This window comes from Prosthecobacter algae, assembly GCF_039542385.1.
Classification (GTDB): domain Bacteria; phylum Verrucomicrobiota; class Verrucomicrobiia; order Verrucomicrobiales; family Verrucomicrobiaceae; genus Prosthecobacter; species Prosthecobacter algae.
In genome coordinates this window covers 303,374-329,026 of record NZ_BAABIA010000006.1, presented here as the reverse complement: position 1 = coordinate 329,026, position 25,653 = coordinate 303,374, and the positions used below count along the sequence as shown (strand labels likewise).

The window sequence follows — 25,653 nt, the reverse complement described above, 5'->3', positions numbered from 1 at the left end:
CATGACATCATCATCCACTGAATCCCTCCGCGAAACGTCCGTCCCACTCAAAACGAACCGGCCCGCGAAGCCCCGCTTTTCCCCGACCCGCATCTTTGTGGACAAGGACCGCACGGCCTTGCTCTGGTTCGCGGTGGCGGGATTAGCGGTCGCCGTCGCGCTGGTGCAGCCTCACTTGCTCATCCGGCAACTGAAGGAGCGCGAGCGCGTCGTCATCCTCGATCCGGCAGGCACTTATCATGTCTCGCCCCTTCTCAGCTTTCAGGAAGCCAAGGAGTTCCACGCGCAGCAAAGCACGTTGGTCGTCATGGCCCTTCTCGAACGCAGCCCTTCGGGTGTCGATCATCCCGAACTGCTGAAACAACTGCTCCTCAAGGGAGCTTATGAAAAAGCCCTGCGCCAGCTTTCGGCTGAAGCTCCCGAGTTCAAAGCCAAGCGGCAGCACCAAAAACCGGAGGTCGCCAAAATCGACATTCTGGAAACCCGTCAGGACTTCGTGCTGACCCAGGTCACGGGGCAGTTGCTCCGCACCGGCGTCTTTGAAGGCAAGGTCTTCAACGAAGTCGTTCCGTTCAAGCTCGCGCTGAAAATGCGCCGCAATCCCGACCTAGTGCAAAACGGGCGGTTTCCCACCGCCGTCTCCGACTACAAATATGAACCCGCTCTCTAACATACTGCTTCATCACGGTCTCGTCGTCCTTCTTGCCCTGTCAACAGGTGTCAATGCCGCCGAAGACCCGCCCAAAGCCATCCACTCGCTGGCTCTCGACGAGCACCGCGTTTATGCGGTGCCGGTTTCCGTCGCCCGTGTCACCACGGTTTCGTTCCCCTCATCCATCGCCGCCATCGACGCGGCGCTGGTGTCCACCGACGACAAGACGCAAGGTTTGTTCCAACTGGCCCACCAGCCAGGCACGGCGTTCTTCTCCGTGCGCAGTCTCATCAAGGACGCCACGACCAACGTCAACGTCCGCTGGAACAACAAGACCTATGTGCTGGAATTGAAGGACAGCGCCGCGCCGGTCTTGTCGCTCATTTTCCAGACGCCACCCGACCCGCGACTGGAGGCCGCCAAGCGGCAGCAGCCGGTGACACCCGTTGCCTTGCTGGCTCTACTGGACACCGCCAAAGCCTATCCGGTGCTGAAGGCAAGTCAGCCGCTCACAGTCAAGCAAGTCATCTTCAAGGATTACCGGCCCAAGCCGCCCATCATGGATCATGGGCACATGCAGATCCTGCTGGAAGAAGCCTTCCGCTTCGATGTGCAGGACACGCTGGTTTTCCGTGTCACGATCCGCAACACCACGGAAAAGGAACTCCGCTACGATCCGGGCGCTTTCGTGCTGAAGGTGGGTGAGCGGCGGTTCAACGCCTCCATCAGCGACGCCTCCGGCACCATCCCACCCAAGAAGGATGCCGTGGCCTACTTCGCCGTCACCGGCACGCCGGACGGCGGACGCAACGACCTCTCCGTCGAAAACGACTTCGTGATCGTTCTCGACTCGATGGCTTCGCCGGGTGTCCTGCCCGAACTCAAACTCCCAAGCAAAGGAGGCTCGAAATGAACCCGCGCGATGCCGTCCAATTCATGAAGTCGCGCACGGGCGCATTCCTCATCTTCCTCGTCCTGTGCGTGATCGGTTACTTTATCGTTCGCGGTTTCCGGCCGCCCGGCTCCAAGGAACCGCCGCTCGAACCTCCCGCGAAGCAAACCCCGCAGGTCGTGCAGTCCGTCACCAAGGACATGACGCCTTTCCGCCCTCCACGGGAGGAAACCAAACCCGCTCCTCCGCCAGCGGCCAAGCCCGAAGCCAAGCCGAAACCGCTTCCACCGTTGAGCCTGTTCGCCCAGCCGCCCGCGTTGCCTGATACGCGAAGCGAGTTGAGCAAGGACTACGCGCCCTTTGGTCGCCTCATCTCCTGCCAGCTCATCATCACGGTGGATTCCTCCGCGCTCGACACGCCGATTATCGGCCTCATTACCGAGGACGTATGGCACGACGGACGCCTGATTGTCCCCGTTGGCACCGAGGTTCACGGAACCGCCCGCGTGGATCGGATGCGCGAACGCATCGCCAGCCAGGGCCAATGGACATTGGTCTGGCAGGACGGAAAGGAAATGCGCCTTTCCGGCATTGCCCTCGACCGCGAGAAGGAAGCCAACGGAGAAGGCTGGGCCATCACCGATGGCAGCGCCGGACTGCGCGGCCAGCTTCTCAAAAGCGACGATTACGCGGAGGTGAAATTGTTCGTCGCTTCGTTTTTGAGCGGAGCCGCCGGAGCCTTCACCGAACGCGAAAGCACGCTGCTTGGCTCACAGGCCACGGCCACCGTTGGCAACGCCGGGTTGGGAGGCATCCAGCAGGTGCTCAATACCTACGCCCGCCAGATCATGGATACCATCGAACGGGAGGGGTTCTACGTCCGCGTTCCCGCTGGCAAACAGTTCTACCTCTACGTCACCGAAACGATGGACGCCTCCAATGCTTCCGTTGGTGGCACCCGCATCCCACTCACCACCACCGCCAAACCATGAAACCGTTCCTTTTTGCCATCCCCCTCGTCGTGCTGCTGGCGTCATGCGCCAGCAAGCCCGCCCAGCGCATCGTTCCCGTCACGCCGGAAATGTCGGGCCGGGTCTTGAAGCGCGGAGAAACCGCCAGCGTCCGCCACCCCGAGGTCATCAAAGCCTATCCCGTGGGCCGTTACGTGGAACCGCGCAAGCGGGGCGTGATGCACGAGGCGCACACCCTCTATAGGGTGGAATCTTCGCCCAAGTGGAACCTCACGCGCCCGTCAGGACCACCGACCATTCCCACACCTGTCGCCACGGCTTCCAGACCTTCAGGGAATGAACTCACCGTGGAACTGAACCGGCAGCGCCAAGCCACGCAGGCGGTCATTCAGGGTGGACAGATCGTTTCCGGAAAACTCACCGAAATGACGGAAGCCTTGCAGCAAAACCGCGTCCTTGCCGAGCAAAACGCCGCCATGCGCAAGGAGCTTCAGGACACCCGCCAGCGCTTGGAATCGCTGGAGGACGAGATGCGCTCCCGCCTTCCAGACGCCTCCAAAAGCGCACCAGCAACCGACGACATCCCTTGGTGAGCCATCTCCGAAACCTACTTCACCGCGCCCCCCATAACCCCAAACCGTTCCATCAAGGAACCACCTACTATGATAAAGAGAACCAAATCCAACGGTGCCGACAGCGCACCTCAAGCCGGGGAATCCACCCCTACGTTCCGCGACAATGCGGAAGTCAACGCCAAGATCGACGCCTACATCCAGCAGAACCCGAAGTATTGGCAGTACGTCCAGAGTATGCCACGCGAACGGATGGAGCGGGCGATGGTCCTGACGAAAGTCCAGCAGCAGGAGCGCCAGCAGAAGCTCGACCAGGGCGTGCTGCGCAAGATCGAAGGCGATCCCGAGTTGAAGCAAAGCCTTCAGGCGCTCGTCAAAGACTTGCCGGAGGAACAACAGCAAAACGCCCTCGTGCGCATGGGCAGCAAAGTGCTGCGGGACATCGGGTTTTTCAAATCCCGCACGCAGCAACAGGGCGGCGTGAAAGTCTGACCGCCCCACCGCATCAGGACTGCGGCCCCGTCCGCTTCCGGCTTCCGCTCCGCACGCCCTCCGCTCCCGGCACCGCAGACCTGATTGCCCGCCGCCCTCCACTCTCACGCCAACGCCCGGAAGACCTCCGGGCGGTCGCGTGTCAGGGGTTCATGCTCCAAATCGGGAGCATCCCGTCTCCCATGCAAAACGGGCTGGCATTGCTCCCACGAGGGAGCGGGCATTTTTAGAGAGCCGTTTACGCTTGCCCCAAAAACGGCTATGATTAAGCGCAAAGGCAAGGTCTCCGCTCAACCGGATGCCGAACAACTCAACTTCTTCGACCTTTTTCAAAACCATGAACGCGACGAAGACCGCATTTCCGATCAGCGCCTACGGACTGATGGCCGAGAAACATTGGCGCGAGTTCCGTCCCAAAATGGTGCGCGAACTGGAGGAAACGAGCAGACTGGAGGAAGCTCTCTACGAAGCGCAGGAGCGGACACTGGACGAATTGCTGCCCTTGGAGGACAAGCTGGTGGCGGACGGACTGACGATGGATCAGGCCAGCCGTCAGGCTTGGGAAATGGTGCGGGAGAGATACATCCTCCTGCCGCCCGAGGACGACCAGGAGGACTAAGCCGCCCTGTCGGCTATCGCATCGGCCCCGGCGATCACTTGGGGGCTGGCTCGCTCAAGGAAAAGTGCCACGGCAATTTCCGGGCCATTGAGAGTCTCCGCACCGTCGAGAGCGAACGCCGCAAGGCCACGCCCGAGGAGCAGCAAACGCTGGTGCGTTATGTCGGGTGGGCGCATGGTTCGTGCAGGGCAGTCCGCAGGCCAAGGTTTCCGTGGCCAATACCACCGAGTGGGGCACGGCGCGATATGCCGCCCTCGATCTGATTCAGGATTGCCTTAACCTGAAAACGCCCACCGTCTATGACCGGGACGAAAACGGGAATCCCTACGTCAACGCCACCGAGACAGAAGGCGCGCGCGACCGGCAGGAGAAGATCAAAGAGCGGTTCAAGACGTGGGTATGGGAGGACGACGATCGCCGGGAAAGGCTCTGCCGCCTCTACAACGACCAATACAATTCCGAGCGTCTTCGTGTCTTCAACGGCGCTCACTTGACCCTGCCCGCCAGCAGTCGCCAGGTCACGCTGCGCCCTCACCAGAAAGATGCCGTCTGGCGCATTATCCAGAGCAGGAACACGCTTCTGGCCCATGCCGTGGGCGCGGGCAAAACCTACACGATGGTGGCCGCCGCCATCGAAATGAAGCGTCTCGGGCTGGCCCGCAAACCCTTGTTCGCCGTGCCCAATCACATGCTTTCGCAGTTTTCCACGGAGCTTCTCACCCTTTACCCCAACGCCACCATTCTCGCGGCGGGTAAGGATGACTTTGCGAAGGATCGCCGCGCCCAGCTTTTCAGCCGCATCGCCACCGGGAATTGGGACGCTGTGATCGTCACCCATTCCAGCTTTGAGAAAATCCCGCTCTCCGCCAGCGCCCGGAAGGAGTTCATTGAAGCGCAGATTGAGGAAATCGAGGATGTCATCCGCGAACAAAAGTCTGAGACGCGCGGAACGCGCTTGGTCAAGGAACTGGAGCGCGTGCGCAAACGGCTTGAGTTCAAATTGGATTCCCTCTCTGCCGAGGAAAAGAAAGACCAGACGCTGACCTTTGAGGAATTGGGCGTGGATCGCCTGTTTGTCGATGAGGCCCACAAGTTCAAAAATTTGTTCTACACCACCAAAATGACCCGTGTGGCCGGATTGCCGCAAACGGCGTCGGAGCGGGCTTTCGATTTGTTCCTGAAGGTGGGGCACATTCAGCAACGCAACGGCGGCGGGGGCGTCGTTTTCGCCACCGGGACACCCATCTCCAACACGATGGCGGAGATGTTCACCATGCAGCGCTATCTGCAAATGGCGTCGCTTCGTCGTCTCGGGCTTCAGCACTTCGATTCATGGGCCGGGACATTCGGGGAAACGGTGACGGCGATGGAACTCAGTCCCGATGGAGCAGGCTACCGTCTGCAACACCGCTTCGCGCGTTTCGTCAACGTGCCGGAACTCATGCAGCAGTTCCGCCAGACGGCAGACGTGCAGACAGCCGACATGCTCAAGCTGCCGATTCCCAAACTGGAAACCGGGCGGCCCATCATCGCCAGCGCCCCGTGCAGTTCACGTCTCCAGAAATTTGTCGAAACACTGGTCAAGCGATCGGAGCAGATCAAAGGCGGAAAGGTGAATCCGAAGGATGACAACATGCTGAAAATTACCTCGGAGGGGAGATTGGCCGCTCTGGACTTTCGTCTGATTGCGCCTGCCGCTCCAGACGCCCCGGATTCCAAGGTGAATCTTGCGGTGGAGAAAATTCATCGCATCTGGCTCGATTCCTCGCCTCAGAAAAGCGCCCAGCTTGTTTTCTGCGACCTCTCCACTCCGAAGAAGGGGCAGCGGGAATTTTCCGTGTATGACGACATCCGCGCCAAGCTGATTGCCCACGGCGTTCCTGAAAAAGAAATCGCCTTCATTCAGGATCACGACACCGACACGGGAAAAGCCGCGCTGTTCAGAGCGGTGCGAGAGGGAGACGTGCGCATCCTCTTGGGCAGCACCCTGAAAATGGGCGAAGGAACCAACGTGCAACACCGTCTTATCGCGCTGCATCATTTGGATGCTCCGTGGCGTCCCTCCGACATCGAACAGCGCGAGGGCCGCATTCTCCGGCAGGGCAATACCAACGAGTTTGTCAGCGTTTTCCGTTATGTCACCGAGGGCAGCTTCGACGCTTATATGTGGCAGACCTTGGAGACAAAGGCGCGCTTCATCGCTCAGGTGATGATCGGGGACGCCACCATGCGCAAGGCGGAGGACGTGGACGCCACCGCTCTCAGTTACGCCGAGGTGAAGGCGATTGCCTCCGGCAATCCGATGGTCATTGAAAAGGCCCAGGTGGATGCCGAAGTCATCCGTTTCAACCGCCTGCGCCGTCAGCACATGGACAGCCAGCATTCCATTCGTCTGCGGATCAAGAGCGCCGAGCATAACGTGACCGTGGAAGAAAAATTCGTCGCCAACCTTCAGCAAGACCTCGCGACCCGCACGCCGACACGTGGCGACAACTTCACCATGACCATTAACGGCAACCATTACGACGAACGGGTCGAGGCCGGCCGTCAGTTGGTCTTCATCGGGGCCGCGCTCAAACCCATGCAGTCCAGCCGCAAAATCGGCTCCGTCGCCGGGTTTCCCATCTCACTTCATCGGCTGGATGCCCGTATCGAACTGCGTATTCACGGGAAGAACACCTATCAGGCGACGGTTAGCGACAGCCCGCAAGGAACCATCGGTTCACTGGAGCACGCCCTTGGCGAAATGGAATCCCAGCAGGCCGACTCGGAGGAGAATCTGAAGCGCCTTGGAAAACGCATCGGGGAATTGAAGACCCAGCTCGATGTTCCGTTTGAACATCAGGAAAAGCTGGAAAGCGCCGAGAAGCGTCAGCAGGAAATCATCGCCGCTTTGGATCTCTCCAAGAATCAGGCCAGCACCCAGGTGGACGAGCAAGCCGAGACCGAAACCGAATCACTGACTACGGCCCGTTCGATGCGGCAGGGTGTGAAAGTGTGACCGCTGGCGTGGTCCGGTGCTCGCTCCGGGACAAGTGGAAATCCGGCATAACTCCGCTTCGCTCCGGCCCTGCGGGCACTTATTCCGTTTTCCCCTTGCCCTGCGCTGTGCTCCGTAAAAGAGGCTTGTATGGGCTTTTTCCGAAGGAAAAAGCTCTTTGGCTTTTCCCCTTTAGAACCGGCGTGTCATGAGCCGGTCTATCGTCTCGTGCAGGTCCGGGTCTCGCGGGTCGATGGGAGGAAAGAGTGCGGACACGGGCATCAGGGTGAAACGGCCGACGGGGTCTGGACCTGCCGCTCGCATAAAAAAGTGAAAGCCGGCGATCGCTTTTTGATGCTGCGTCAAGGTCGTGCCCCACGAGGCATCGTGGGCAGCGGCTGGATCCGCAGTTTTGGCTGGGAGGCAGAGGAAGGTGGCCACTGCGTTGACATCCTTTGGAGGGCACTGACGGATCTAAATCTTCCGCTGGATCCCGGCACCATTGCAGGTGCCGAAGACTTCCACTGGACCCCGCAGGGCAGTGGGATCGAACTCGATCCGGCCATCCGCGATGCCGTGTGGGCGGCCTGGGAGCGCCATCTCCAGGAAGATCCCTACTATGCCAGTGGGGAAGGGGCGGCGGCCACCGATCTCTCCGAAACGAGCGAAGAGATTTTCGATGACGAGACGTTCGCTCACAGGGAGGAAGACCCTGCCTCCAGCCTGGAGGGGCGTTTGATCGAAACATGGAGCACTCGCCGCGAACGTGATCCGCGCAACCGTGCCCTCTGCCTCGCCCTCCACGAGCCACGCTGCACCGTGTGCGAGATGAATTTCCTCGATGAGTATGGGGAGATCGGTCGCGACTTCATTCACGTCCATCACGAGCGCCCGCTGGGCAGCATGGATCCTGCTGGTGAATTTCATGATCCCGCAAAAGACCTTAAACCCGTATGCCCGAACTGCCACGCCATGCTCCATCGTGGCCTCAACTCAGCTAAAGGTGAGGTGCGCACGATCAATGATCTGCGTGAGATCCGTGCACGAGCGAAAGGCTTGAATCATTCACCCGCGCAACTCCTACCGACAGCCTAGCGCCAGATCTCTCCTCTGGCTGGGTCCCCAGTTACATCCAGCATCTGCACTTTGTTGATGCTGGTGAAACGGGCGTGGTCCGTGAACTGGCGGACGATTTTCTTCTGTTCGTCCAGCTCGAAAAACTGTGCCGTGGTGGCGAGGTAACCGTGCCCTAGCCAGTTGATGACGAGGGTGTGGCCGTCCGGCAGGCGCTGGAAGCCGCTGATAAGGCGGAGGGGATTGTTCGGCACTTCCTGGGTGCCCAGCTTCCACACCGTCTTGCCTTCACGATCCAATTCAATCAGGGCCTCACCCTCGCCGCAGGCAATGAGGAGATTTCCATTCGGAAGCTCACGGACCTCGTGTGGATCACCGGGTGTTTTGATTTCACGAAGAACATCTCCTTTCGCACTGAGTTCGAGGACGGCACGGTCACCTTTCGCGCTGATAAGGTAGCGCCCATCTGCAGTGCGGCGGCAACCCCGCATCTGATCATGCGCTTTCTTCGTCTTCACCGGCACGGGAATTTCGCGGGCGATTTTACCATCCCGCCCGATCTCGACGAGTCGCTTGGTACCGCCTTCCACGACCATCACGCTTCCCTCAGGCAGAGGCTGGCAGCCGTGGACCTCCGTTCCCTTCGGGCTGGTGTATTCCCAGACGATCTTTTTTTCCATTGTCACTTCACGCGCACCGCGAAGATGGCTAAAGAGGATGTTGCCGTTGGCGAGCATCCACACATCCTGAGGCTTCTCCGCTGGGTGCTCCCACTCCACGCGTCCGTCCGCAGCGATGATGGCGATCTTGTCGCCACCGTAATCGCTGACGAGCACCCGGCGTCCGAAGGGCGGCACGCTGGTTGGCTCTGCCTGCGCGGCATCGCTGAGGTGGTTGCGATTGTTGCGCATGAGAGGTGGCTCAGGTTTTTCCCAGCCTGCCGGCGCACCGAAAATGATGACCGGTTTTTTCGTGTTATCGTGGATGCGGAGATTGTCCCGGATGATGCCATTCTTCGAGTGCCGCCAGCAGTGAATGGCATTGCCCCCACTTTTGATGACATTCCCGATCACTTCATAACCATCGAGATTGAAGTTGGGCTCGATGGCTGTCACGGCCGTCTCCATGTAGTTGTGGTTGCACTTCACGTTACGCAAGTGACCTCGAAAGGAAGGGTGCCCCAGCAGGTAGGCCGCCCCGTTGGGATTCAGGGTGCGAGTGTGCTGGATGGTGATGTTTTCGGCATCGAAGGACTCTCCTGGCGTCACCGCACCCCCTGGAAGAAAGCGTCCACTGTGCTCGCCATAGCACATCACGGAGCGGTTTGTTTCAGTCATGGTGATGCCTTCGACGACCACGCCGCGCACGCGCCCGTGAATGAGAACGCAGGCGTTGATGTCCTTCACCAGGAAACCTGGCTGCACGTTGTGCGTAGCGTTCATGTCGATGGTGCCCTTGCCTGTGATGCGCACGTTTTCAATGTATTCAGGCTGCCTGCCATGACCGATACGGATGCCGTAGGCCTCCGGTCCATCATAGGTCACAAACCAGCGGCTCCCCTTGTTGTGGCCCGTCTGGCTGCCAAAGCGAATCTTCACCCCGTGCTCCAGCTCCTGCCATTCTCCGGTGATGGGCACTTTCTTGTGCGGTGTTTCACCGAACTTGCTTTCTGACGCCGCAAGCTTTGCGGTGCCTTCTGGATTGTCCACGTTGTGAAACACTCCCCACGCGAACGTGTCTGGCTGCCCATCACGGCCTTCGGAGTCGGTCACAATCGTAAAGATGGATGGACGTTTGAGATCGAATTCGCCCCCCACTTCCATATCATCGAGCTTCTTCCCGGCGTCCTGATCCGTGGTGATTTCGGGCGCGGCTTCGAGCTTCGTCGCGTTATCAGCGAGCTTGAGCGTTGCGCCCTCCTTCAGCTCGATCTCGACGGATTTGTCCACATACAGCAGCGCACGATGTTTGGCTGGGGCATGCCGATGCTCGCCAGGGAGAAACACAAGGCGGTCACCGGGCACGGCGCGGTCCATGATGGCTTGAGGATTGTCGCCGGGTTGGATCGAGTGCTCGGCCGCATGAACGAACGGCGAAAGGAGGAGCAAGCTGAGGAATGTGCGCATGGTGGGTTGTTTGGAATTAAAGTTGAGTCATCGGCTGCACCATTGGCCAGAGCTTGATCTCCTCCGCGATGAGGTGCGGCGGCAGACAAGCGGTCTGCACGATGAGCTGGCCCAGGTCAGCAGGGGAGATGCACTGCGTGAGGATGGCTGGATCACGTGGAGGCAGGTTTGCGGCCTCGGTGAACTCCGTCTGCCCCCACGATGGCATAACGGAGGTGACCCGCACGCCATGAGGCCGCAGCTCTGTGAGCAGACAGCGTGTGAACATGAGCAGCCCCGCCTTGGCGGCCGAATAGATGCTCCACCCTGGCCAAGCGTGGGTGGAGCAGGCGCTGCCAATGTTCACGATGAGGCCGCTTCTTTGTGACTGCATGATCGCCGCTGCACGTCGGCATCCCAGCATCGCACCTGTGAGATTGCTGGCCAGGCTGCGGACGATGGCTTCGTCCGTCTGCTCGCTAGTCTGGCAGACTTTGACTCCCTCTCCCGCGTTATTCACCAGCACATCCAGCCTGCCGCTGTTGTTCAGCACTTCTTCGATCAGCCTGTCCCAGGCCTGCCCATCGGCCACATCTGCAGAAAAAGGAATAGCCCCGATTTTGTGTGCGGTCGTTTGCAGTCTTTCTGCATCACGACCGGTGATCCAGACACGAGCTCCAGCTTTCACAAACGCCTCGGCAATACCCGCTCCATAACCGCGTGAGCCTCCGGTGACGATGACGGTGGCGTTTTCTAAAGTTGATATGAGAGACTGCATTTGAAATGGAAGACAGCATTCAAACGGTCGAAACCTGCGTTTGCAATCAAGAATCTTGTTTGATATAAAAAACACATGCCCGCAAAACGCCGAGAACCCACCAGTCCACTGAACCGATACCGGGTTCCGATTCTGGATCGTACCCTCGATCTGTTGGAGCGGCTCTCGCAGCATCCGGAAGGACTCACCTTGACCGCGATGACCGAGGGGCTGGCCATGCCGAAGAACTCCGTCTTCCGCATTCTCACCACGCTCACCCTGCGCGGCTACGCGGAGCGTGATGAGTCCACGAAGGTCTATCGCCTGAGCCGTAAGCTCCTCTCCGTGAGCCATGGTGCCATCGGTGGTCAGCGCCTGCTGCAGGCTGCCAGTGCCGTGCTCACCGCGCTACGAGATGCCACGGGAGAAACCGCGCTTCTTGGAACCCTATCGGGTTCGCAGGGGGTCGTGCTTGATCAAGTCGCGTCTTCTCATCCCGTGAAGGTCGTGGTGGAGGTAGGTCACGCTTTCCCGCTCCACACGGCCGCACCTGCAAAGGCGATGCTGGCCTTCCTTTCGGAAGACATGCGGAAAGCCCTGATCCAGGGCATTCACTTCACCAAACACACCAAGACCACCCTCACCTCCGCCAAAGCCTTCGCGGCTGAACTCGCCGAGGTGCGTGACAAAGGCTATGCCCTTGACCGCTGTGAGGAGAGCGAGACCTACGCCTGTGCTGCGGCACCTGTGTTTGATGCTAGAGATGAGGTCATCGCCGCGATATGGATCAGCGGACCGAGTGATCGTCTGCCTCTCTCCAAACTGCCCGCTGCTGCAAAAGTCGTTGCCGATCATGCAGCGAAACTTTCGGCATCCATGGGTCGTCCAGCCACTCATCGAAAATAATGTCCGAGTATCGCGGGCGATAATCCCGCCCTGATTACCGATCCTCCACCAATCTCTCTGCCACCGCTTTGGAAACGGCAGCAGTTGCGCAGTTGACGTGGAGCTTGCGGTAAATGCTGCGGGTCACGTAGTCTGCGGTGTGAGGATTCAGGCTCGTGGCTTCGGCGATTTGTTTGCGCGGCATTCCGGCGACCATGCATTTCAAAACCGCCTGCTCACGCTCATCCAGGCCGTAGTCCTTCTTCGCTGGGGCGAGCTGCGCGAACATGGCAAGCACTCGCGTGGCGATGCGTGGATTCATGGGCGAGCCACCGGCGATCGCTTGATCAATCGAGGTGATAACCTGGGCCATGGGCTCGGATTTCAAAAGGTAACCGGAGGCACCAGCGCAAATGGCGCGGAAGATTTTGTCATCATCTTCGAAGACCGTGAGAATCAGAATGCTGGCGGCGGGAGCACGGCTTTTCAGATGCGTGATGCCTTCAATGCCATCCATGCCGGGCAGTCCCACATCCAGCAGGATCACGTCCGGCAAGTGGGGGCAATGCAGCGCCTCAATCGCATCTTCGCAGCTCATGAACGCCCGCACCTCATGTGCATGGGGCTTCATCGTCAGCGCACGTTCTGTGCCCCGGCGAAAGGCGGCGTTGTCTTCGATGATCCAGATGTGTGGCATAGCCTTGTCAGATCAATCTGCACAAAAGGAGACTCCGGCGGAGGCTCCGCCAGCATGATGTGCTGAATGCCAAACTCAGCGACCGTATTCCCGATCATCGGCTCTCCAAAGCCAGCCAATTCCTTCACCACTCCATTCCGCAAGCCCAGGGCCTTGCGCAGATCACCGCTTAAACCCTCCAGCCAGGTAGCCTGGGCTCCCTCGGCAAAGGAGAGCAGGCAAACGGTGAAAACAAAGTGCGAAACATGGTCCCGCACGATGCACCTTTCACGATACTTGGCATCTTCAGGATGCTTCCTTGGACGAAATCGCGAAAGCCCTTTTGAGACGTGCCGGCCACTCAGTGAGCAGTGAGGGTTGTCTGGTCCAAATTTCCGCTCACCCCTATGACGAATGGGCCCGCAGCGGCAGGACATTCCATCACTTTTTCATCAACAAACCTGCCTGCTTTAGCAATTTTTAACATAGCTCTAGCCAAACTAAAACCGCCACAGAAAGCTGGTGTGCAGGGTAAAGTCCGGGCTGCTCTTCGTCAAACCACCGCCGATCCCGAGCCGAAGTGACAGATGATTTGGCAAACCCATCATCGTGGTCAACAAGACCTCGTGCGAGCTGCCATAGCTGCGGAAGTCTCCGAGGGTTTCGATCCCCATCGATAGGTCGTGATTGAACTCATACCGCAGACCCAGCGCATAACCAAATCCGGGGCCGCCACCAGCGCCGGAGACAAAGCTGATGAGATTCAATACAGCGCGTGTGCGCTCCGTGAGGTCGCTCTCTAAAATAAGGCGGGAGTAAAGACCGCTCTCTCCATGGCGGTGGATGCCCCCATGGGAATGGGAGCCGTGATCGTGACCGGAACCGCCGTGGCTGTGCGGCACCTGCGGGCCTGCATCCGGGCCCGAACCGGTATTATGGGAGTGTGCGCCTACGGCATGACTGTGAGAATCGTCCTGCGCTTCAGCAAATTCATAACCTGTCCAAAGTCCGACACGAAAATTCGTCGGCCCAGTGGGCGGCAACAGGGAAATGACAAACTGGGGCGTGATGCCGGTGTAGTTCCAGTCACCACTTTCATCTGAAAAACCTGCGGACAGTCCGAAGGCGAGTGCGGGGGCCAGGCCGATAAAAAAGCCGGGCTCGGTGGAGAAGGAGTCCGTGTCTCCATCACGCTGCCATTCATAGCCGGCGATGGCGACGCCGCTGAACCGTGCGGGGATCGCACTGTCCTGGATGAGGATGAAATCGCGCCCGTGATGAGCGGTGGCGATGGAGGAAATAAAGTGTGAGAGGGCGAGGAAAATAGAAATGACGAAGGCCCGGCGGCGGAGGCCGAGGCTCCCGGGCCGGGGATCGATGAAGGCTGTTGCACGGTCGGTCTTCATGGATGGCTCCTTCGTCATTTCTAAAGGTTTTTCAGGCTGTTACTATTCGGTCGGGATAGCTTCCAGCAGGACAGCACCCGAGAGAATCGGCGAGGTCTTCGCGGTCGTTTTCGGGCTGGCGGTCGGCATTTGCGGCAGCATGAAGAAGCCGTAACCTTTCACGCTTTCACCATCGTCCACGATCATGCCCTGGAAATTGGCAGAGCGTTTCAGTGGCTTCGCGGGTGTCACACTGGTGTCATTGTCTGTCAGCTCAAAGCTGCCCTTGAAACTGCCGCTGGTGCCAGGCGTGAATTTGCCTGGGGCACCTGCGACCACCGTCAGTTTGACCTTGGCGGGGTTCGGCTCAGTGATCTTGGTCGTTTTCAGACCGAGCTCAATGGTGTCCAGATTCAGGCGTGTTTCAGGATCAGGCGCACCACCCTCGGTGAAGGTGATCTTGGCATTGCCTGGGCTGGACTGAGCGCCCAGGGCGAGTTCATCACTGGCGGGTGTGCTGTATTTGCGGCCAATGACTTGGAGGTCAAGGGGACCAAAACCCTCTGCATAGGCACGGTCTTTGGCGACCTCGCCTTTGAACCAGGAGAATTCAGAAACGGCTAGATTTCCAGTCGTTGTGCTGTTTTCACCCGCGGTTGTAGGAGCTTCGATGTCGAAGGCTCCGAGTAGTGAACCCACGCCTTTGGAGAGGACGCCGAAGACGGTCAAATGACCATTTTGTTCCAGGGGCCCCCCGAAGGTCAGCTTGGTGCTGTCTGCCAGGATGATCACACCCGTCGCGGCCCCAGTAGGGGCGATTTTGAAAGCGCCGATACTGGCTCCCTGAGGTAGGGACACGTCCCCTACGTCAAGCTCATCCAGCCGCATGGCCAAGGTGTAGTCGCCAGCATAGGCACCTGCCGGGGTCAGCGGCTGACGCGCGATAAAGGGCAGCACGGTCGTGCCGTCTGTGATCTCACCATAGATGGCTTTGGCTGCGGCATAGACATGCAGAGACACAGTCAACGCGGGCTGTCCAGGGCGTGGCAAGCTGAAGCTGGCCTCCGGTGATTCCAGCGAGGTGTCTAGAAGTGCGGCTACTTTGTGTGACTTGCCACCCAGTGTAACGGTGCCTGTTAATGCACCCGTGCCAGTGACTTGGAGTTTAATCAAGCCGCCAAGAATCCCATTGATAGAAGCATCACGGCCCAGCGGTCCTGTGAAGCTGCCTCCCACGCCTGTGGCCAGGGAAGTGACCGCAAAGGTGTCCGTGGTCTTCTCACTCTTGCCTGCTTTGTTCGAGGCGATGATTTCAACCGTCACCAGAGGACTGACCACCTGTGGGCGACCACTGATGAGAAGTGTCTTGGAATCAAAGGTCAGCCCGCGTGGAAGCCCCTTCACAGCAAAGGCCGTGGGGCTGTTGATCGCCGTGAGCTGGATCTGATAGGGCTGCCCAACGATGAGATCAGGGATGTCGAAACCAACCACGACGGGAACTGCGACAACCGCCACGGATGCGGCCGTGCTAGTAACCCAACCTGCTGCGTTACGCACCTCCACCGTGTAGCTGCCAGCATCACTCAGGGTGGTCTCTTCGATCACCAAAGTGTCGGAGGTGCCGTCCTCAATGGCTTTCCCATTACGGCTCCATTGATAGGAAAGGGCTGGGCCGCTGGCTTTGACGCTGAGAGCGGCTTTCTTTCCTTCCACCAATTCGACTCCCTTGGGCTGCTGCGTAATCACCGGGGAAATCACGACGGGATTTCCAGTCGTCCAGGTGAAGCTGAATCCTTGACGGTTCGTATCCCGCTCATCGGCTGGCGCATTGCTGCCGAGAGCGAAGGTGTAATAGCCGGGAGCGAGGGTGTAAGAGCGAGTGATGACCCCCAATGAACTGTTACCGTAGTGGTCCACATAGCTAATATCTTCCGCCCAGGCAACGTTGCCACTATTGCTGTAAATGTGGCTGTCAGAGCCGTCATTGTCCCAGCCACGATAGAGTGTGAAGCTCGGATTCATTTTATCGACGGGGGCCAAGCGGCCAGGATTTTCGGTGCTCGGCCATGAAACATTGGCATCACGAGCCATCGTGATGTTCAGCGTCAGAGGATCTTTGATGTGCACGGCAAGCCAGCGACTCTGGTGTGTCCAGCCGACAGGTTCATCCGCATCGAGGCCTTGATCTTCCCAGCTCCATGAACCGACATGATCTGAAAAGGTGCCGCTGTCTCCGCGGCCCACATTGATGACACGGGAGTAGCCGATGCCGCCTGCGGCGGGATCTCCTGTGACGACAGCACCTGCCGTGAGCGCCTGGTAAGAAACCTTGTAGCCTTGTTCCAGCAGGGTGTCTGCCGTGGCATTGCTGCCCAGGGCGAGAGTGTATTCCCCGGGCGGCAGACGCCAGGTGCGGGTGACTTTGCTCGCGGTGGAGTTGTCCACATGGTCCAGGTAGCGGATGTCTTCCGCCCACAGCACGTTACCTTTGTTGCTGTAGGTGTGATTGTCAGAGCCGTCGTTGTCCCAGCCGCGGTAGAGGGTGAAGCTGGGCTTCATGTGGCTTGTATCCGCCTTACGGTCAGGGTTTTCGGTGCTCGGCCAGGGGACGTTGTCGTCGCTCTCCATGGTGAGTGAGAAATAGGCCTCCTCTTCAAGCTTCAGTGCGAGCCAGTTGCTCGTATGGGTCCAGCCCAAAGATTTCTGTCCAGGAGAAGAAGGCAAAGAACTGTCTTCCCAGCTCCAGGCTCCCACGCGGTTGCTGAAGCTGCCAGCATCACCAACCTTGGCGATGACAGTGTGAGCATAACCAATGCCTCCGGTGCCAATGTATTCAGGCGGCAGGTAAGTATTGGGCACAGGATCGACAGCTCCCGAGGACTGTGTAGAGAATGAAATGCTGTACCCCTGCTTTTTGAGGTTGTCTGCCGTGGCATTGCTGCCCAGCGCGAAGGTGTAGTCTCCGGCACGAAGGAACCAGGAACGGGTGATGGTTTCCTCGGTGGAGTTCTCCACATGGTCCACGTATTGGATGTCTTCCGCCCAGGCAATGTTGCCACGGTTGTTATAGGTATGGAAATCGTCCCCATCATTGTCCAGTCCGCGAAACAACGTCATGGAGGGATTCATGGATGAGGTGTCCGCTTTGGCGTCCGGATTTTCCTCCGTGGGGTCCGGCACGTTGGCATCACGTGCCATGGTGACGGTCAAGACCGTATCTTTTTGCAGATGCAGCGCTGCCCAGTTGGAGGTGTGTGTCCAACCTACCGGGTCGGTGCCCTGGCCGTCGCCGCCGAACAATTTATTGTCTTCCCAACTCCAGGCACCCACAAGGCCGCTGAAGCTGCCAGAGCTGTTTTCCCCCAAGGTAACCTGATGCTGATAGCCGATGCCACCTTCCACCGGATCACCGGCAGCATAGGTAAAGGCTGAGGCAGAAATTGTGCCAGTCAGGCCGTAGGAGGTCGCATCTGGGGTGGGAAACTGGCCCGTATAGTTCGCGCCCCCCACAAAGATCGAATAGTCTCCTGCGGGGAGGAACAATGACTTGGTCACCGTCCCATCGGCATTGTTGTCTCCCACGACTCCAGGTGCTGAACCAAAGAGGCTGGCATTGCCATCCACGGCATAGCCTTTGAACACGAACGTGCTCAGGCCATCGGCAGCATCGAAGTCAAAAACAGGTCCAGGCTGGTTCTCTCCACCCACTCGCCAGTCCGCGAGCGCACGGAAAGCGCCTTCCTTTGCCACCCCGCCCAGGCTGGCCAGATAGGCCAAGGTGATCGGAGCACCGTCATGGTCTGCACTGCCCGGCGCATTGGTGATGGGGGCAAGGTGAGCAAGGCCCTGGAAGACAGAAAATCCAGGCTTGATGCTGCCGTTCTTGGTACCGCCATTGGTGGAGCCGCTGAAGCTGATGGTGACATAGGCCGGTGCCGCAAGGTTGAAGCGGTAGTAGCGCAGCTTGTGGCCATCGCCGAAGTCGGCGTCGGTGCCATCAGCCCAGCCATAATTGCTGGTGACGGCTTGATTGGCAATGGTGACGGGGGCCGCGTTAGGCACAACCGTGCCGAAGTCACGGCCAGTATAACCGATGTGCGCTGATGCGGACAGAGTGCCCAGGAGGAGCACCGTGCCGGTCAGAAGCCGGTTCAGGGAGTATCGTTTAGTTTTCATGTGAATGAGGTAGGCGTATCAGGTGTCTGGGTCTTGGTTGTGGGTGTGTTGTTTGCTTGGTTTTCCGCTAGAAAGTCAGGGCACGGAGGCCTCTAAGAGGACGCTGCCGGAAAGCTGGGGGCTGGTGGAGGTCGTCGTCTTCGGCTCTGCAGTCGGCATCTGGGCCAGGATGAAAAAGCCGTAGCCTTTGACCGAAGTGCCATCGTCCACGAGGGCGCCACTGAAGGTCGCCGTCCGTTTCAAAAGCTTGTTAGGCGTCAGGCTGTTATCCATGTCTGAAAGACTGAAGCTGCCTTTGAACACGCCCGTTCCTCCAGCCGTAAAGGCCGCTCCTTTACCTGGTGTCACGGTGAGTTTAACCAGGCCAGGGTTACTCGCTGGGAACACCAGCTTGGCTGGGCTGCCAGGCTGGATCTCCAGGGCCTCCAGGTTCAGCCGCGTCGCAGGATCAGGTGCTCCACCTCGGGCAAAAGCCAGGCGTGCATTGCCCGCGCCTGCTTCCAGATTCATCGCAATCTCAGTGGAGGAGGGGACGGTGTAAACCCCGCCGATGACGCCTAGATTCAGCGGACCAAAAGTCTGCGGATACAGCCGCGAGAAACGTGCCTGAGTTTCTTTAAACCAAGACACCTCACTGCCCACTGCGAGCCTATGCATCGCATCGGAACCCAATTTTAAAAGCCCCTGCGCGGAACCTGTCTTGGCATACAGCAGACTGTGAAAGGGTAAGTGTCCGCCCTCAGCGATGGGGGCCGCGAAGGTCATCTTCGTACCATCAGCCAGAAAAATCACCCCCGAGGCCGCCCCCTTTGTGGATACCTTAAAGGCCCCGTGGCTATGACCTTGGGGAATGTGCGGTTGCCCCTGATCCCCCAGGCTCAGTTTCAGAGCCAGGGTGTAGTTCCCTGTGTAACGGCTGAGTTCCACATCCGGCAGACGTGCAGCCAAAGCCAAGGTAGAGCCCTCCTCCTCAATCTCTCCCGTCACCATGCGGCTTTGACGCCCCAGGGTGAGTGTGACCTTAAGGTCCGACTTCCCTTTGCGCTTCACGAACATTTCGTGAGTGGGATCCTCATCCGGCAGCACCTTCAAAGCCCCCTTCAAGGCATGCGTCACCGAGCCCAAGCTTAGCGTGCCCGAATAAGCACCCGTCTTGGCAACGGTGAGTTTTAACCGACCTCCCAGAAGGCCGTTCATGCCCAAGTTTCGTGGCATGATGCCATCGTAAGTGCCGATCAACTGAGCCGGAAAAGGCTCCACCGTCAGCTCTTGCGAAACCTGTGGCCCAGTGCCTGCCCCATTCGTGGCCGTGGCCTTGACTAAGTACGTTTTACTCACCGTGGGTCGTCCACTGATGACCCCAGTGCTAGCATCGTATTTCAGGCCCGGGGGCAATCCTGTAATGGTAAAACGAGTGGGCTCATGAGTAGCGCTCACTGCGTCTGAATAGTCCTGTCCGATGATGGCCCCTCGAAGATTCAGGGGATTCATCACGGGTTTCAACTGCACACTTAACTGCGCCTCTCCACTGGTATCGCTACCGGCTCCGTTGCTGACGACCACATTGTAGCTGCCGATGTCAGCCGCACTTACACCATTGAGCGTTAGAGTGCGTGCCGTCGCACCGCCAACCTGGGCGCTGCCACGCCTCCACTGGTAGGTGATCCCGCTGCCAGTTGCTGTGACGCTAAAGGTGGCGCTCTGCCCCTCTTTGACGCTCAGCGACACTGGATGCACCGTGATTACCGGGGCAGGATACACCTCCAGCTTCATCACTCGGCTGGTTCGGCTGCCGGAGGCATTCTGCACCTGGACGCTGTAGTTGCCTGCATCCGCTGTCGTCACCTCCTTCAGGGTGAGCGTCGCTTCCGTGCCTGTGATGATGGGCTGCGTTCCCTTATACCATTGGAAGCTCAGCCCCAGCCCTTCCGCTTGAACGGTTAGACTCACATCCGCTCCGGGCGGCACTGCACGGTCCACCGGCTCCTGGGTGATTGTTGGCGGGCCATCCTTGAGGCCGGGATTGGGGTCATCACCATTGAGGAAACCATCTTCATCTTCATCCACGCTCAAGCGTGGGCCCGCTCCTGGCAATGTCCCCAAAAACGAAACCGAATCACTGCCCTCGATCAAGGAAAGAAGCGCACTTCTAGTTAGGCTTCCTTCGCTCGCCTTTTCACTTCGGTAAGTTTTAGGGCCGGGGCTGAACTGGTAGCGTTTTTCCTGGCCTCCCACCTTGCCTCGCACGATCAGGTCACAGTCACCAGGATCCACCGCCGCACGGGCTTCGAGCAGATTCAGCACCGTGCTGACACTGGCATCGGCGCGATTGGCAACATTCACGGTGGCGCTCATGCCCACCGCAGGTGCCACCCCCGAGTCAAAGCACTGAAGGAAAGCCGTGACGTGCTTCAGCTCAGCCAGGTCCAGATTGTCCAGCACGTAGGGATGAACGATGGGCAGAACAAAGCCGGTGCCATCATGCAGCATTCCAAAGCCGCTCAGGGATTCCGCCCCTGCTCGTGGATTATAAAACATACGCTGATAAACCGTGCGCAGCGGAGGCGTCTTCAGTGGCTGGGCAGACCCCACCTCCTGTGGCAGATCAATGTTGTTGTCCGTTCCCTTGGGCAAAAGATGGCAGACCGCACAATGGGACTTGTTGTGATTGTTATACAGATCACGACCCGTAACAGGATTCCCGTTGCCAAAGGAAGTGGGCAAACTGCGATCGTTGTTGCGGTTTGGGTTAGGATGATTGACGATGCTTAGCAAATAGCTGGTTAGGTCAGCCATGTCTTCTTCGTCGATTTGCTGTCCACCCATCAGGAGATCGAAAGTCGGATTGAACGCAGCGATGGTGGCCCGGTCACCCCGCCAATGAAAGGGGGCACCATCCTGCATGCCCCGCAGCGTTTGCGTCGTCATCGGCCCCTTCATCGGGTGCATCACACGTGGACGCGGCGTATTATCATGAACGGAAAGATTGGCCCCCAGCACGGTCATCATCTCCCCCGCAGGGTCACCCAGATCCCATGCCAGCCCATCCCGGTCCGCATCGAAATGGCAGGTGCCGCAAGACACCGTGCCATTGCCAGACAAACGGGCATCGAAGAGATAGCCTTGCCCCGCTTTGACGGATGCTGGCATCGGATTGAAGGCAGAAATCGGGATCTCATGCGCAATGGCCAGTGAGTCTGTGGATATCACGCTGAGAGTGTGTGACAGCTTGTTCAGCACAAACAACCGCCCGCTTGCCTCATCCAGCACCAGCCCACGCGGTCCCCGCATCGCGGCGGCACTGGCATCTGCACCTGTGCGCAGATCCACACGAGCCTGCACCGCTGCATCCTCTGCGTTCACCTTGGCAATGCGATCCGAGGCAAAAGCGGCGATCCATAACGTGCCGCCATCGCCACTGAAGGCTAGGGCCGTCGGCTGTGCCAGCGCAGTGGCCTGGGCGGCAGCGTTGGGCAGCGTCTGGTAGTCAATGCCCGGATTGAGATCAAAGGCCGTTACCTGCCCCGTGCCTGCGGCGATGCGCGTCAGCCGGTTCGCTGCGAAGCGACCCCGGAGATTCGGCTCATGGCGGATCAGGTTAAAGGCCTCCGTATTGCCCACCCAAAGGTCTCCCGATCCGGGGCGAAAAGCGAGGTCAAAGAGCGTCGTGCCAACACCACTGGCATAACCAAGGATGCTGTGATTGCTCGCATCGATCTCCACCACATCATGATCCAGCGTGAAATGGCTGACCCGTGAATCATCGGATGGAACAATGAGCGCAGTCTGCGGCGGCGCAGGCAGGCTTGGGTTCGATGGCGTAGGTTGTGCTGGTGCCGCACTCTTCGGCAGAATGGTCGTGCGGTTACCAGAGTCCATGAACGCCGCATACACTTTGGCACCGTCGGCACTGACCGTGAGCACTCGCGGATACAGTCCCTCCAGAGGAATCGTCGCGACCAGATTGCGCGTGGTCACATCAAAGATGCGCAGGCTGTTGTTTCGGGCGCAGGTGACGAAGGCCTTACCTTGGGCAAAGACCACATCCGCTGGCTCATCCTCCGCACTCAGAGTAGCCAGCACCACCCCCTGACTCAGCGAGATGACCGAGACACTGTCACTCAATTCATTGACCACCCACACCTCATCATTCGTGCGCGCCCTCACGGAAACGGGCTCCAGCCCCGTGGGGATCTCCGTCACCCGCACCGGGGCACCGGAACCCGTCACATCAAAAACACTCAACCGAGCATTGATGGAATCCACCGCCAACAGCCGCGTGCCGTCAGGAGTCAGGCCGACGGGATGCGTATGGCGTGCCTCAGCATGCTCAAAAGCAGCGTGCGCCGCCTCTGTCGTGCCCAGATAGGTCGCCAAAAGAACGAGGAATGGAAGGAAGGTAAATTTCATCAGCGTGTAGGGGTTGCGCTTGAAGGCTGAACCAGTTTGAGAGAGCGAATGTCGAAGTCCTTGGCCTTGTCTCCCAAGGCCTTGACCGCATCCTCACGGGTCAGCCGGTCCGTCGTGGCCGTGAGGGTCAGCTTAGGAAGCTGCCCTTCCGGCGCGATTTTGATCTTCACATCCTGCACACCCTGGATCGTCATCAGCGCTGCTTTGACATGGCTGGAGCACACGCTGCAAAACACCCCGGACACCTCGCCTTGATAAACAAAGGTGGGGTCCGCCGCATGGCAGGGAATAACAAACAATAGAATCGTAAACAATAGATTTTTCATGGCTTTAAAGTTCCGGGTCTTCGAGCAGGCGCTGCACATCCTGAGGCAGGCGTTCACACATCACGGCAGCGATTTCCGGCTGCGGATGAAAGACCGAGTAATAGCGGCGCACGCGGCCCTGGCGGTCGATCAGCACCATGCGCAGATCATGCTCATAGTGGTCCATCGGGTTTATCCGCTCATCTTCAGGGATGGGCTTCGCCTCCTCCAGGTGCAGTTCCTTCGTCATGAAGTCCCACAGTCCTTTCTGCTCGCCTGTGACAAACCACCACGGTGAATCCCCCTGGGCCCCCACAGCCTCAGCATAGCTGCTCAAAAGGGCGGGCGTGTCCCGGTCTGGATGAATGGCGACCGAGAGCAACTGGAAGTCCGCACGGTCACCAAACCGCTTGAGCAACTGCTGCATCTGCGCCGTGATCGCCGCGCACCCATGCGGGCAAACCGTGTAAAGATAAGCACACACCACCACCTTCCCCTTAAGGTCGGAAAACTTCACCGTGCGGCCAGATCTCTCCGTCGCCACAAGGTCGCCCTTCACCGTGGTGATGATGGGGATCGGCATCGAAGGACGGGTGTTTTCAAACAGCGCATTGGCACCCACGATCACCCCAAAGACGAGGCAGCCGCCGATGCCATAGGCAAGCAAACGGGTCACCCAAGAGGGCCATCCGGCATGAGATGATCGCGAGTCGGCCATGGCTCAGTTCACAGGGATTTTTTCCAACTCGGCCTGCGTCCACATCGCCGTGCGCGCTTTCTCTGCCTCACGGATGGCCTTCACTTCGGCAGCGGTAACGGCACCGGCCTTGTTGCCAAAATTCGTCCGCACATACGTCAGCACATTGGCGATCTGCTCATCACTCAAGGTGCCCTGTGTCGGCATGATCGGCGCAGGTGAATTGAAAGGCTGACCATTGAGTTGGATCGGCCCCGTGATGCCATGCAGCACGATGCGGATCAGGCGATCCGGCTTGGCCGCAGCGACCCAGTCCGAACCCGCCAAGGGCGGAAACATATTGGGCAATCCCAGCCCGGTCGGCTGATGACAGGCAAAGCAGACCTGCATGTAAACCGTCTGACCTGCCGTAGAATCTTGAGCGTGAACTTGATGAAGGGCGACCGCACAGGCCGCCGTGAAAATGAAACGAAAAGATGAAAACATGAAACGAGAGTGTGATGAAAAGCCGAGGACATGGACCGTCCATCCAGCGCGAGGGCGGATGGCGGCTGTCGTTTAAGAATGAGATGAAAAGTCAGAATGGCGGGAGTCGTGTCCCGATCCTTTTCATGCCCATCGCGGCGGAGGCAAAAGCGGTGTCGCAGCCCTCCGATCACATCGAAAGTCTAACCAAGAATACTCCTGCGGCGGAAGCTTCGGCCGCCATAACGAAGGTGGATTCAGAGGCAGCATCTCCAGCTTCTTTTTCGGGCTGCCGCCCTGGTCCTGTTCCTGTTTCTTTTCCTTCTCTTGCCCGTCGGAAACCGCATGGCAGAGAGCACAAGGGTGCGCCCCGTCAAACGTGTCGCTCAATCCCTCCACCACCGATCCCTTTTCCACCGTGTAAGTCACGGCCATGCCGATCCAGGCCACCGACTGCAAAGCCGCCCATGGCAGCCCGATGGAGACCATCAGGGCAGCCACGATGAAAAGGCGGGCAATGCGTTTCATGAAGAAGGGAAGGCGGGGAACACTCCCCACCGTGGGAGTGTCCATATCAGTGAATTTTAAGGGTCCTGGGGGATCTTGTGACAGGTCTGGCAGTGGTCCTCAGCCGAAGGAACTCCGGCCGAGATAGATGGATCGCCCCTGCCTGGAAACGGCCAGACAGGGGCATCCCGGAACATGGCAACTAGCGGAAACCATGCTCTGTTCTCCGGGAAAGGAGCGCGTGCGAATCGCGAAAAGACAGGATGGCAAAGCAGGCATGACCCCGCCTCAAAGAAGCCTCATTGAAAGGAACAAACGTCGATCCCCGCATTGAGGCCCGGACCTCAAAAGGTCTTTGTTCGGCCATGCATCGCCTCCCCGCTGCAAGCAGGGACCACGAGGCACGACAGCCCTTTGAGACAGGATCAGTTAGGCCAAAAGACCGCTTCGTGGCGGCAGTGGCTCAGGCGTCAAAGCGCGAATGTCACCCGTCTGGGATGTCGTCATCCACTCAGGTGCAGCAGGCTTCTCAAAAACAAAAACAGGCGCAGTAGTCACCGCCAGATGCAACTTCAGATCCTTCAGGATCTTGGAGGGGGCGGGATCTTTCTCAGAAGAAGATTTTTGGGTGCCTTCTTCGACTGCATGGCAGAGAGGGCAGGCATGTTCACCATCGAAGGTATCGCTCAGACCTTGAACCACCGACCCCGTTTTCACCGAATAGGTCACCGCCATCCCCACCCAAGCCACCGACTGCACAACCGCCCAGTGCAGCCCGATGGAAATCATCAGGGCGGCAACGAGCAATAGGCGCGAGGCAGCTTTCATGGTCACAGATTAAACGCCTGATTTCTTCTGTCGGCAACGCCTTTTATCAACGCCCTGTTTCGCTCCTTCGTTTCCGCTTCATCCTCAGCTTGCACGGCTGGGTGCCATCATCAGCCGATACTGCTTCACATCGCGCAGGGGGGGCATGCAGCGGCCCTGTCATTAAAATGGCGCGGCCATTCACGGGCCGGGGCACGTCCTCTGC

Annotated in this window: 21 protein-coding genes; 9 read left to right on the top strand and 12 right to left on the bottom strand. The window is 58.8% G+C overall.

From position 1 onward, the window contains the following. Nucleotide 1: 1 nt before the first annotated feature. The 8 genes from ABEB25_RS15955 (at nucleotide 2) to ABEB25_RS15920 (ending at nucleotide 8,273) form a co-directional block, all read left to right on the top strand. Nucleotides 2-670, top strand: coding sequence for a hypothetical protein (locus tag ABEB25_RS15955; protein ID WP_345737415.1), 669 nt, complete (start codon nucleotides 2-4; stop codon nucleotides 668-670). After that, on the top strand, nucleotides 654-1,565 hold the full coding sequence (locus ABEB25_RS15950) for a hypothetical protein (RefSeq protein ID WP_345737414.1): 912 nt from the start codon (nucleotides 654-656) through the stop codon (nucleotides 1,563-1,565). Before ABEB25_RS15955 ends, ABEB25_RS15950 begins: the two co-directional genes overlap by 17 nt. Next, nucleotides 1,562-2,536, top strand: a complete 975-nt coding sequence (locus tag ABEB25_RS15945; protein WP_345737413.1) for a TrbI/VirB10 family protein — start codon at nucleotides 1,562-1,564, stop codon at nucleotides 2,534-2,536. Before ABEB25_RS15950 ends, ABEB25_RS15945 begins: the two co-directional genes overlap by 4 nt. Continuing rightward, entirely contained in the window at nucleotides 2,533-3,108 is a 576-nt protein-coding gene (locus tag ABEB25_RS15940; protein WP_345737412.1) for a vacuolar protein sorting family 37 protein, read from the top strand. The genes ABEB25_RS15945 and ABEB25_RS15940 overlap by 4 nt, the downstream gene beginning before the upstream one ends. Before the next feature lie 69 nt (nucleotides 3,109-3,177). After that, nucleotides 3,178-3,579: a hypothetical protein gene (locus ABEB25_RS15935; RefSeq protein ID WP_345737411.1), complete on the top strand. Its 402-nt coding sequence runs from the start codon at nucleotides 3,178-3,180 to the stop codon at nucleotides 3,577-3,579. A 337-nt stretch (nucleotides 3,580-3,916) separates the two neighbouring features. After that, nucleotides 3,917-4,198, top strand: a complete 282-nt coding sequence (locus tag ABEB25_RS15930) for a hypothetical protein (RefSeq protein ID WP_345737410.1) — start codon at nucleotides 3,917-3,919, stop codon at nucleotides 4,196-4,198. Between the two features lie 166 nt (nucleotides 4,199-4,364). After that, complete coding sequence (locus tag ABEB25_RS15925; protein WP_345737409.1) at nucleotides 4,365-7,199, top strand: DEAD/DEAH box helicase family protein; 2,835 nt, start codon at nucleotides 4,365-4,367, stop codon at nucleotides 7,197-7,199. Nucleotides 7,200-7,508: 309 nt separating this feature from the next. Beyond that, nucleotides 7,509-8,273, top strand: a complete 765-nt coding sequence (locus ABEB25_RS15920; protein WP_345737408.1) for an HNH endonuclease — start codon at nucleotides 7,509-7,511, stop codon at nucleotides 8,271-8,273. On the opposite strand, the gene ABEB25_RS15915 is transcribed toward ABEB25_RS15920, so the two are convergent. Next, complete coding sequence (locus ABEB25_RS15915; protein WP_345737407.1) at nucleotides 8,270-10,378, bottom strand: beta-propeller domain-containing protein; 2,109 nt, start codon at nucleotides 10,376-10,378, stop codon at nucleotides 8,270-8,272. The two genes, ABEB25_RS15920 and ABEB25_RS15915, sit on opposite strands and share 4 nt — an antisense overlap. A gap of 16 nt (nucleotides 10,379-10,394) precedes the next feature. Next, nucleotides 10,395-11,135 carry an SDR family oxidoreductase gene (locus tag ABEB25_RS15910; protein ID WP_345737406.1) on the bottom strand — a complete coding sequence of 247 codons (741 nt, stop codon included), beginning with the start codon at nucleotides 11,133-11,135 and terminating at the stop codon, nucleotides 10,395-10,397. A 75-nt stretch (nucleotides 11,136-11,210) separates the two neighbouring features. On the opposite strand from ABEB25_RS15910, the gene ABEB25_RS15905 reads away from it, so the two are divergent. Beyond that, nucleotides 11,211-12,020: an IclR family transcriptional regulator gene (locus tag ABEB25_RS15905; RefSeq protein WP_345737405.1), complete on the top strand. Its 810-nt coding sequence runs from the start codon at nucleotides 11,211-11,213 to the stop codon at nucleotides 12,018-12,020. A 34-nt stretch (nucleotides 12,021-12,054) separates the two neighbouring features. Here the strand turns inward: ABEB25_RS15905 and ABEB25_RS15900 are convergent, their stop codons facing one another. The 10 genes from ABEB25_RS15900 to ABEB25_RS15855 form a co-directional block, all read right to left on the bottom strand. Then, nucleotides 12,055-12,696 (bottom strand): response regulator transcription factor, encoded by a 642-nt coding sequence (locus ABEB25_RS15900; RefSeq protein ID WP_345737404.1) that lies wholly within the window; start codon nucleotides 12,694-12,696, stop codon nucleotides 12,055-12,057. Beyond that, nucleotides 12,633-12,953 (bottom strand): hypothetical protein, encoded by a 321-nt coding sequence (locus ABEB25_RS15895; protein ID WP_345737403.1) that lies wholly within the window; start codon nucleotides 12,951-12,953, stop codon nucleotides 12,633-12,635. The genes ABEB25_RS15900 and ABEB25_RS15895 overlap by 64 nt, the downstream gene beginning before the upstream one ends. Before the next feature lie 222 nt (nucleotides 12,954-13,175). Beyond that, nucleotides 13,176-14,081 (bottom strand): hypothetical protein, encoded by a 906-nt coding sequence (locus tag ABEB25_RS15890; protein ID WP_345737402.1) that lies wholly within the window; start codon nucleotides 14,079-14,081, stop codon nucleotides 13,176-13,178. A gap of 42 nt (nucleotides 14,082-14,123) precedes the next feature. Further along, the gene (locus tag ABEB25_RS15885; RefSeq protein WP_345737401.1) at nucleotides 14,124-18,236 is read right to left on the bottom strand and encodes an immunoglobulin domain-containing protein; all 4,113 of its coding nucleotides are present in this window, start codon (nucleotides 18,234-18,236) and stop codon (nucleotides 14,124-14,126) included. 75 nt (nucleotides 18,237-18,311) lie between these two features. Next, nucleotides 18,312-22,646, bottom strand: coding sequence for an immunoglobulin domain-containing protein (locus tag ABEB25_RS15880; RefSeq protein ID WP_345737400.1), 4,335 nt, complete (start codon nucleotides 22,644-22,646; stop codon nucleotides 18,312-18,314). Next, nucleotides 22,646-22,972: a heavy-metal-associated domain-containing protein gene (locus ABEB25_RS15875; protein WP_345737399.1), complete on the bottom strand. Its 327-nt coding sequence runs from the start codon at nucleotides 22,970-22,972 to the stop codon at nucleotides 22,646-22,648. The genes ABEB25_RS15880 and ABEB25_RS15875 overlap by 1 nt, the downstream gene beginning before the upstream one ends. 4 nt (nucleotides 22,973-22,976) lie before the next feature. Then, nucleotides 22,977-23,627 (bottom strand): SCO family protein, encoded by a 651-nt coding sequence (locus ABEB25_RS15870; RefSeq protein WP_345737398.1) that lies wholly within the window; start codon nucleotides 23,625-23,627, stop codon nucleotides 22,977-22,979. Nucleotides 23,628-23,672: 45 nt separating this feature from the next. Next, nucleotides 23,673-24,134: a c-type cytochrome gene (locus tag ABEB25_RS15865; RefSeq protein ID WP_345737397.1), complete on the bottom strand. Its 462-nt coding sequence runs from the start codon at nucleotides 24,132-24,134 to the stop codon at nucleotides 23,673-23,675. A gap of 123 nt (nucleotides 24,135-24,257) precedes the next feature. Next, nucleotides 24,258-24,641, bottom strand: a complete 384-nt coding sequence (locus tag ABEB25_RS15860) for a hypothetical protein (RefSeq protein WP_345737396.1) — start codon at nucleotides 24,639-24,641, stop codon at nucleotides 24,258-24,260. A gap of 408 nt (nucleotides 24,642-25,049) precedes the next feature. Then, the gene (locus ABEB25_RS15855; protein WP_345737395.1) at nucleotides 25,050-25,448 is read right to left on the bottom strand and encodes a hypothetical protein; all 399 of its coding nucleotides are present in this window, start codon (nucleotides 25,446-25,448) and stop codon (nucleotides 25,050-25,052) included. Nucleotides 25,449-25,653: the final 205 nt, after the last annotated feature.

What these genes read in the sequence shown, in the direction of transcription:
- ABEB25_RS15880 (WP_345737400.1), bottom strand. Translation starts at nt 22,646, where the DNA reads ATGAAATTTACCTTCCTTCCATTCCTCGTTCTTTTGGCGACCTATCTG.
- ABEB25_RS15865 (WP_345737397.1), bottom strand. Translation starts at nt 24,134, where the DNA reads ATGTTTTCATCTTTTCGTTTCATTTTCACGGCGGCCTGTGCGGTCGCC.
- ABEB25_RS15945 (WP_345737413.1), top strand. Translation starts at nt 1,562, where the DNA reads ATGAACCCGCGCGATGCCGTCCAATTCATGAAGTCGCGCACGGGCGCA.
- ABEB25_RS15890 (WP_345737402.1), bottom strand. Translation starts at nt 14,081, where the DNA reads ATGAAGACCGACCGTGCAACAGCCTTCATCGATCCCCGGCCCGGGAGC.
- ABEB25_RS15915 (WP_345737407.1), bottom strand. Translation starts at nt 10,378, where the DNA reads ATGCGCACATTCCTCAGCTTGCTCCTCCTTTCGCCGTTCGTTCATGCG.
- ABEB25_RS15940 (WP_345737412.1), top strand. Translation starts at nt 2,533, where the DNA reads ATGAAACCGTTCCTTTTTGCCATCCCCCTCGTCGTGCTGCTGGCGTCA.
- ABEB25_RS15860 (WP_345737396.1), bottom strand. Translation starts at nt 24,641, where the DNA reads ATGAAACGCATTGCCCGCCTTTTCATCGTGGCTGCCCTGATGGTCTCC.
- ABEB25_RS15955 (WP_345737415.1), top strand. Translation starts at nt 2, where the DNA reads ATGACATCATCATCCACTGAATCCCTCCGCGAAACGTCCGTCCCACTC.
- ABEB25_RS15910 (WP_345737406.1), bottom strand. Translation starts at nt 11,135, where the DNA reads ATGCAGTCTCTCATATCAACTTTAGAAAACGCCACCGTCATCGTCACC.
- ABEB25_RS15900 (WP_345737404.1), bottom strand. Translation starts at nt 12,696, where the DNA reads ATGCCACACATCTGGATCATCGAAGACAACGCCGCCTTTCGCCGGGGC.
- ABEB25_RS15935 (WP_345737411.1), top strand. Translation starts at nt 3,178, where the DNA reads ATGATAAAGAGAACCAAATCCAACGGTGCCGACAGCGCACCTCAAGCC.
- ABEB25_RS15885 (WP_345737401.1), bottom strand. Translation starts at nt 18,236, where the DNA reads ATGAAAACTAAACGATACTCCCTGAACCGGCTTCTGACCGGCACGGTG.
- ABEB25_RS15875 (WP_345737399.1), bottom strand. Translation starts at nt 22,972, where the DNA reads ATGAAAAATCTATTGTTTACGATTCTATTGTTTGTTATTCCCTGCCAT.
- ABEB25_RS15930 (WP_345737410.1), top strand. Translation starts at nt 3,917, where the DNA reads ATGAACGCGACGAAGACCGCATTTCCGATCAGCGCCTACGGACTGATG.
- ABEB25_RS15905 (WP_345737405.1), top strand. Translation starts at nt 11,211, where the DNA reads ATGCCCGCAAAACGCCGAGAACCCACCAGTCCACTGAACCGATACCGG.
- ABEB25_RS15950 (WP_345737414.1), top strand. Translation starts at nt 654, where the DNA reads ATGAACCCGCTCTCTAACATACTGCTTCATCACGGTCTCGTCGTCCTT.
- ABEB25_RS15855 (WP_345737395.1), bottom strand. Translation starts at nt 25,448, where the DNA reads ATGAAAGCTGCCTCGCGCCTATTGCTCGTTGCCGCCCTGATGATTTCC.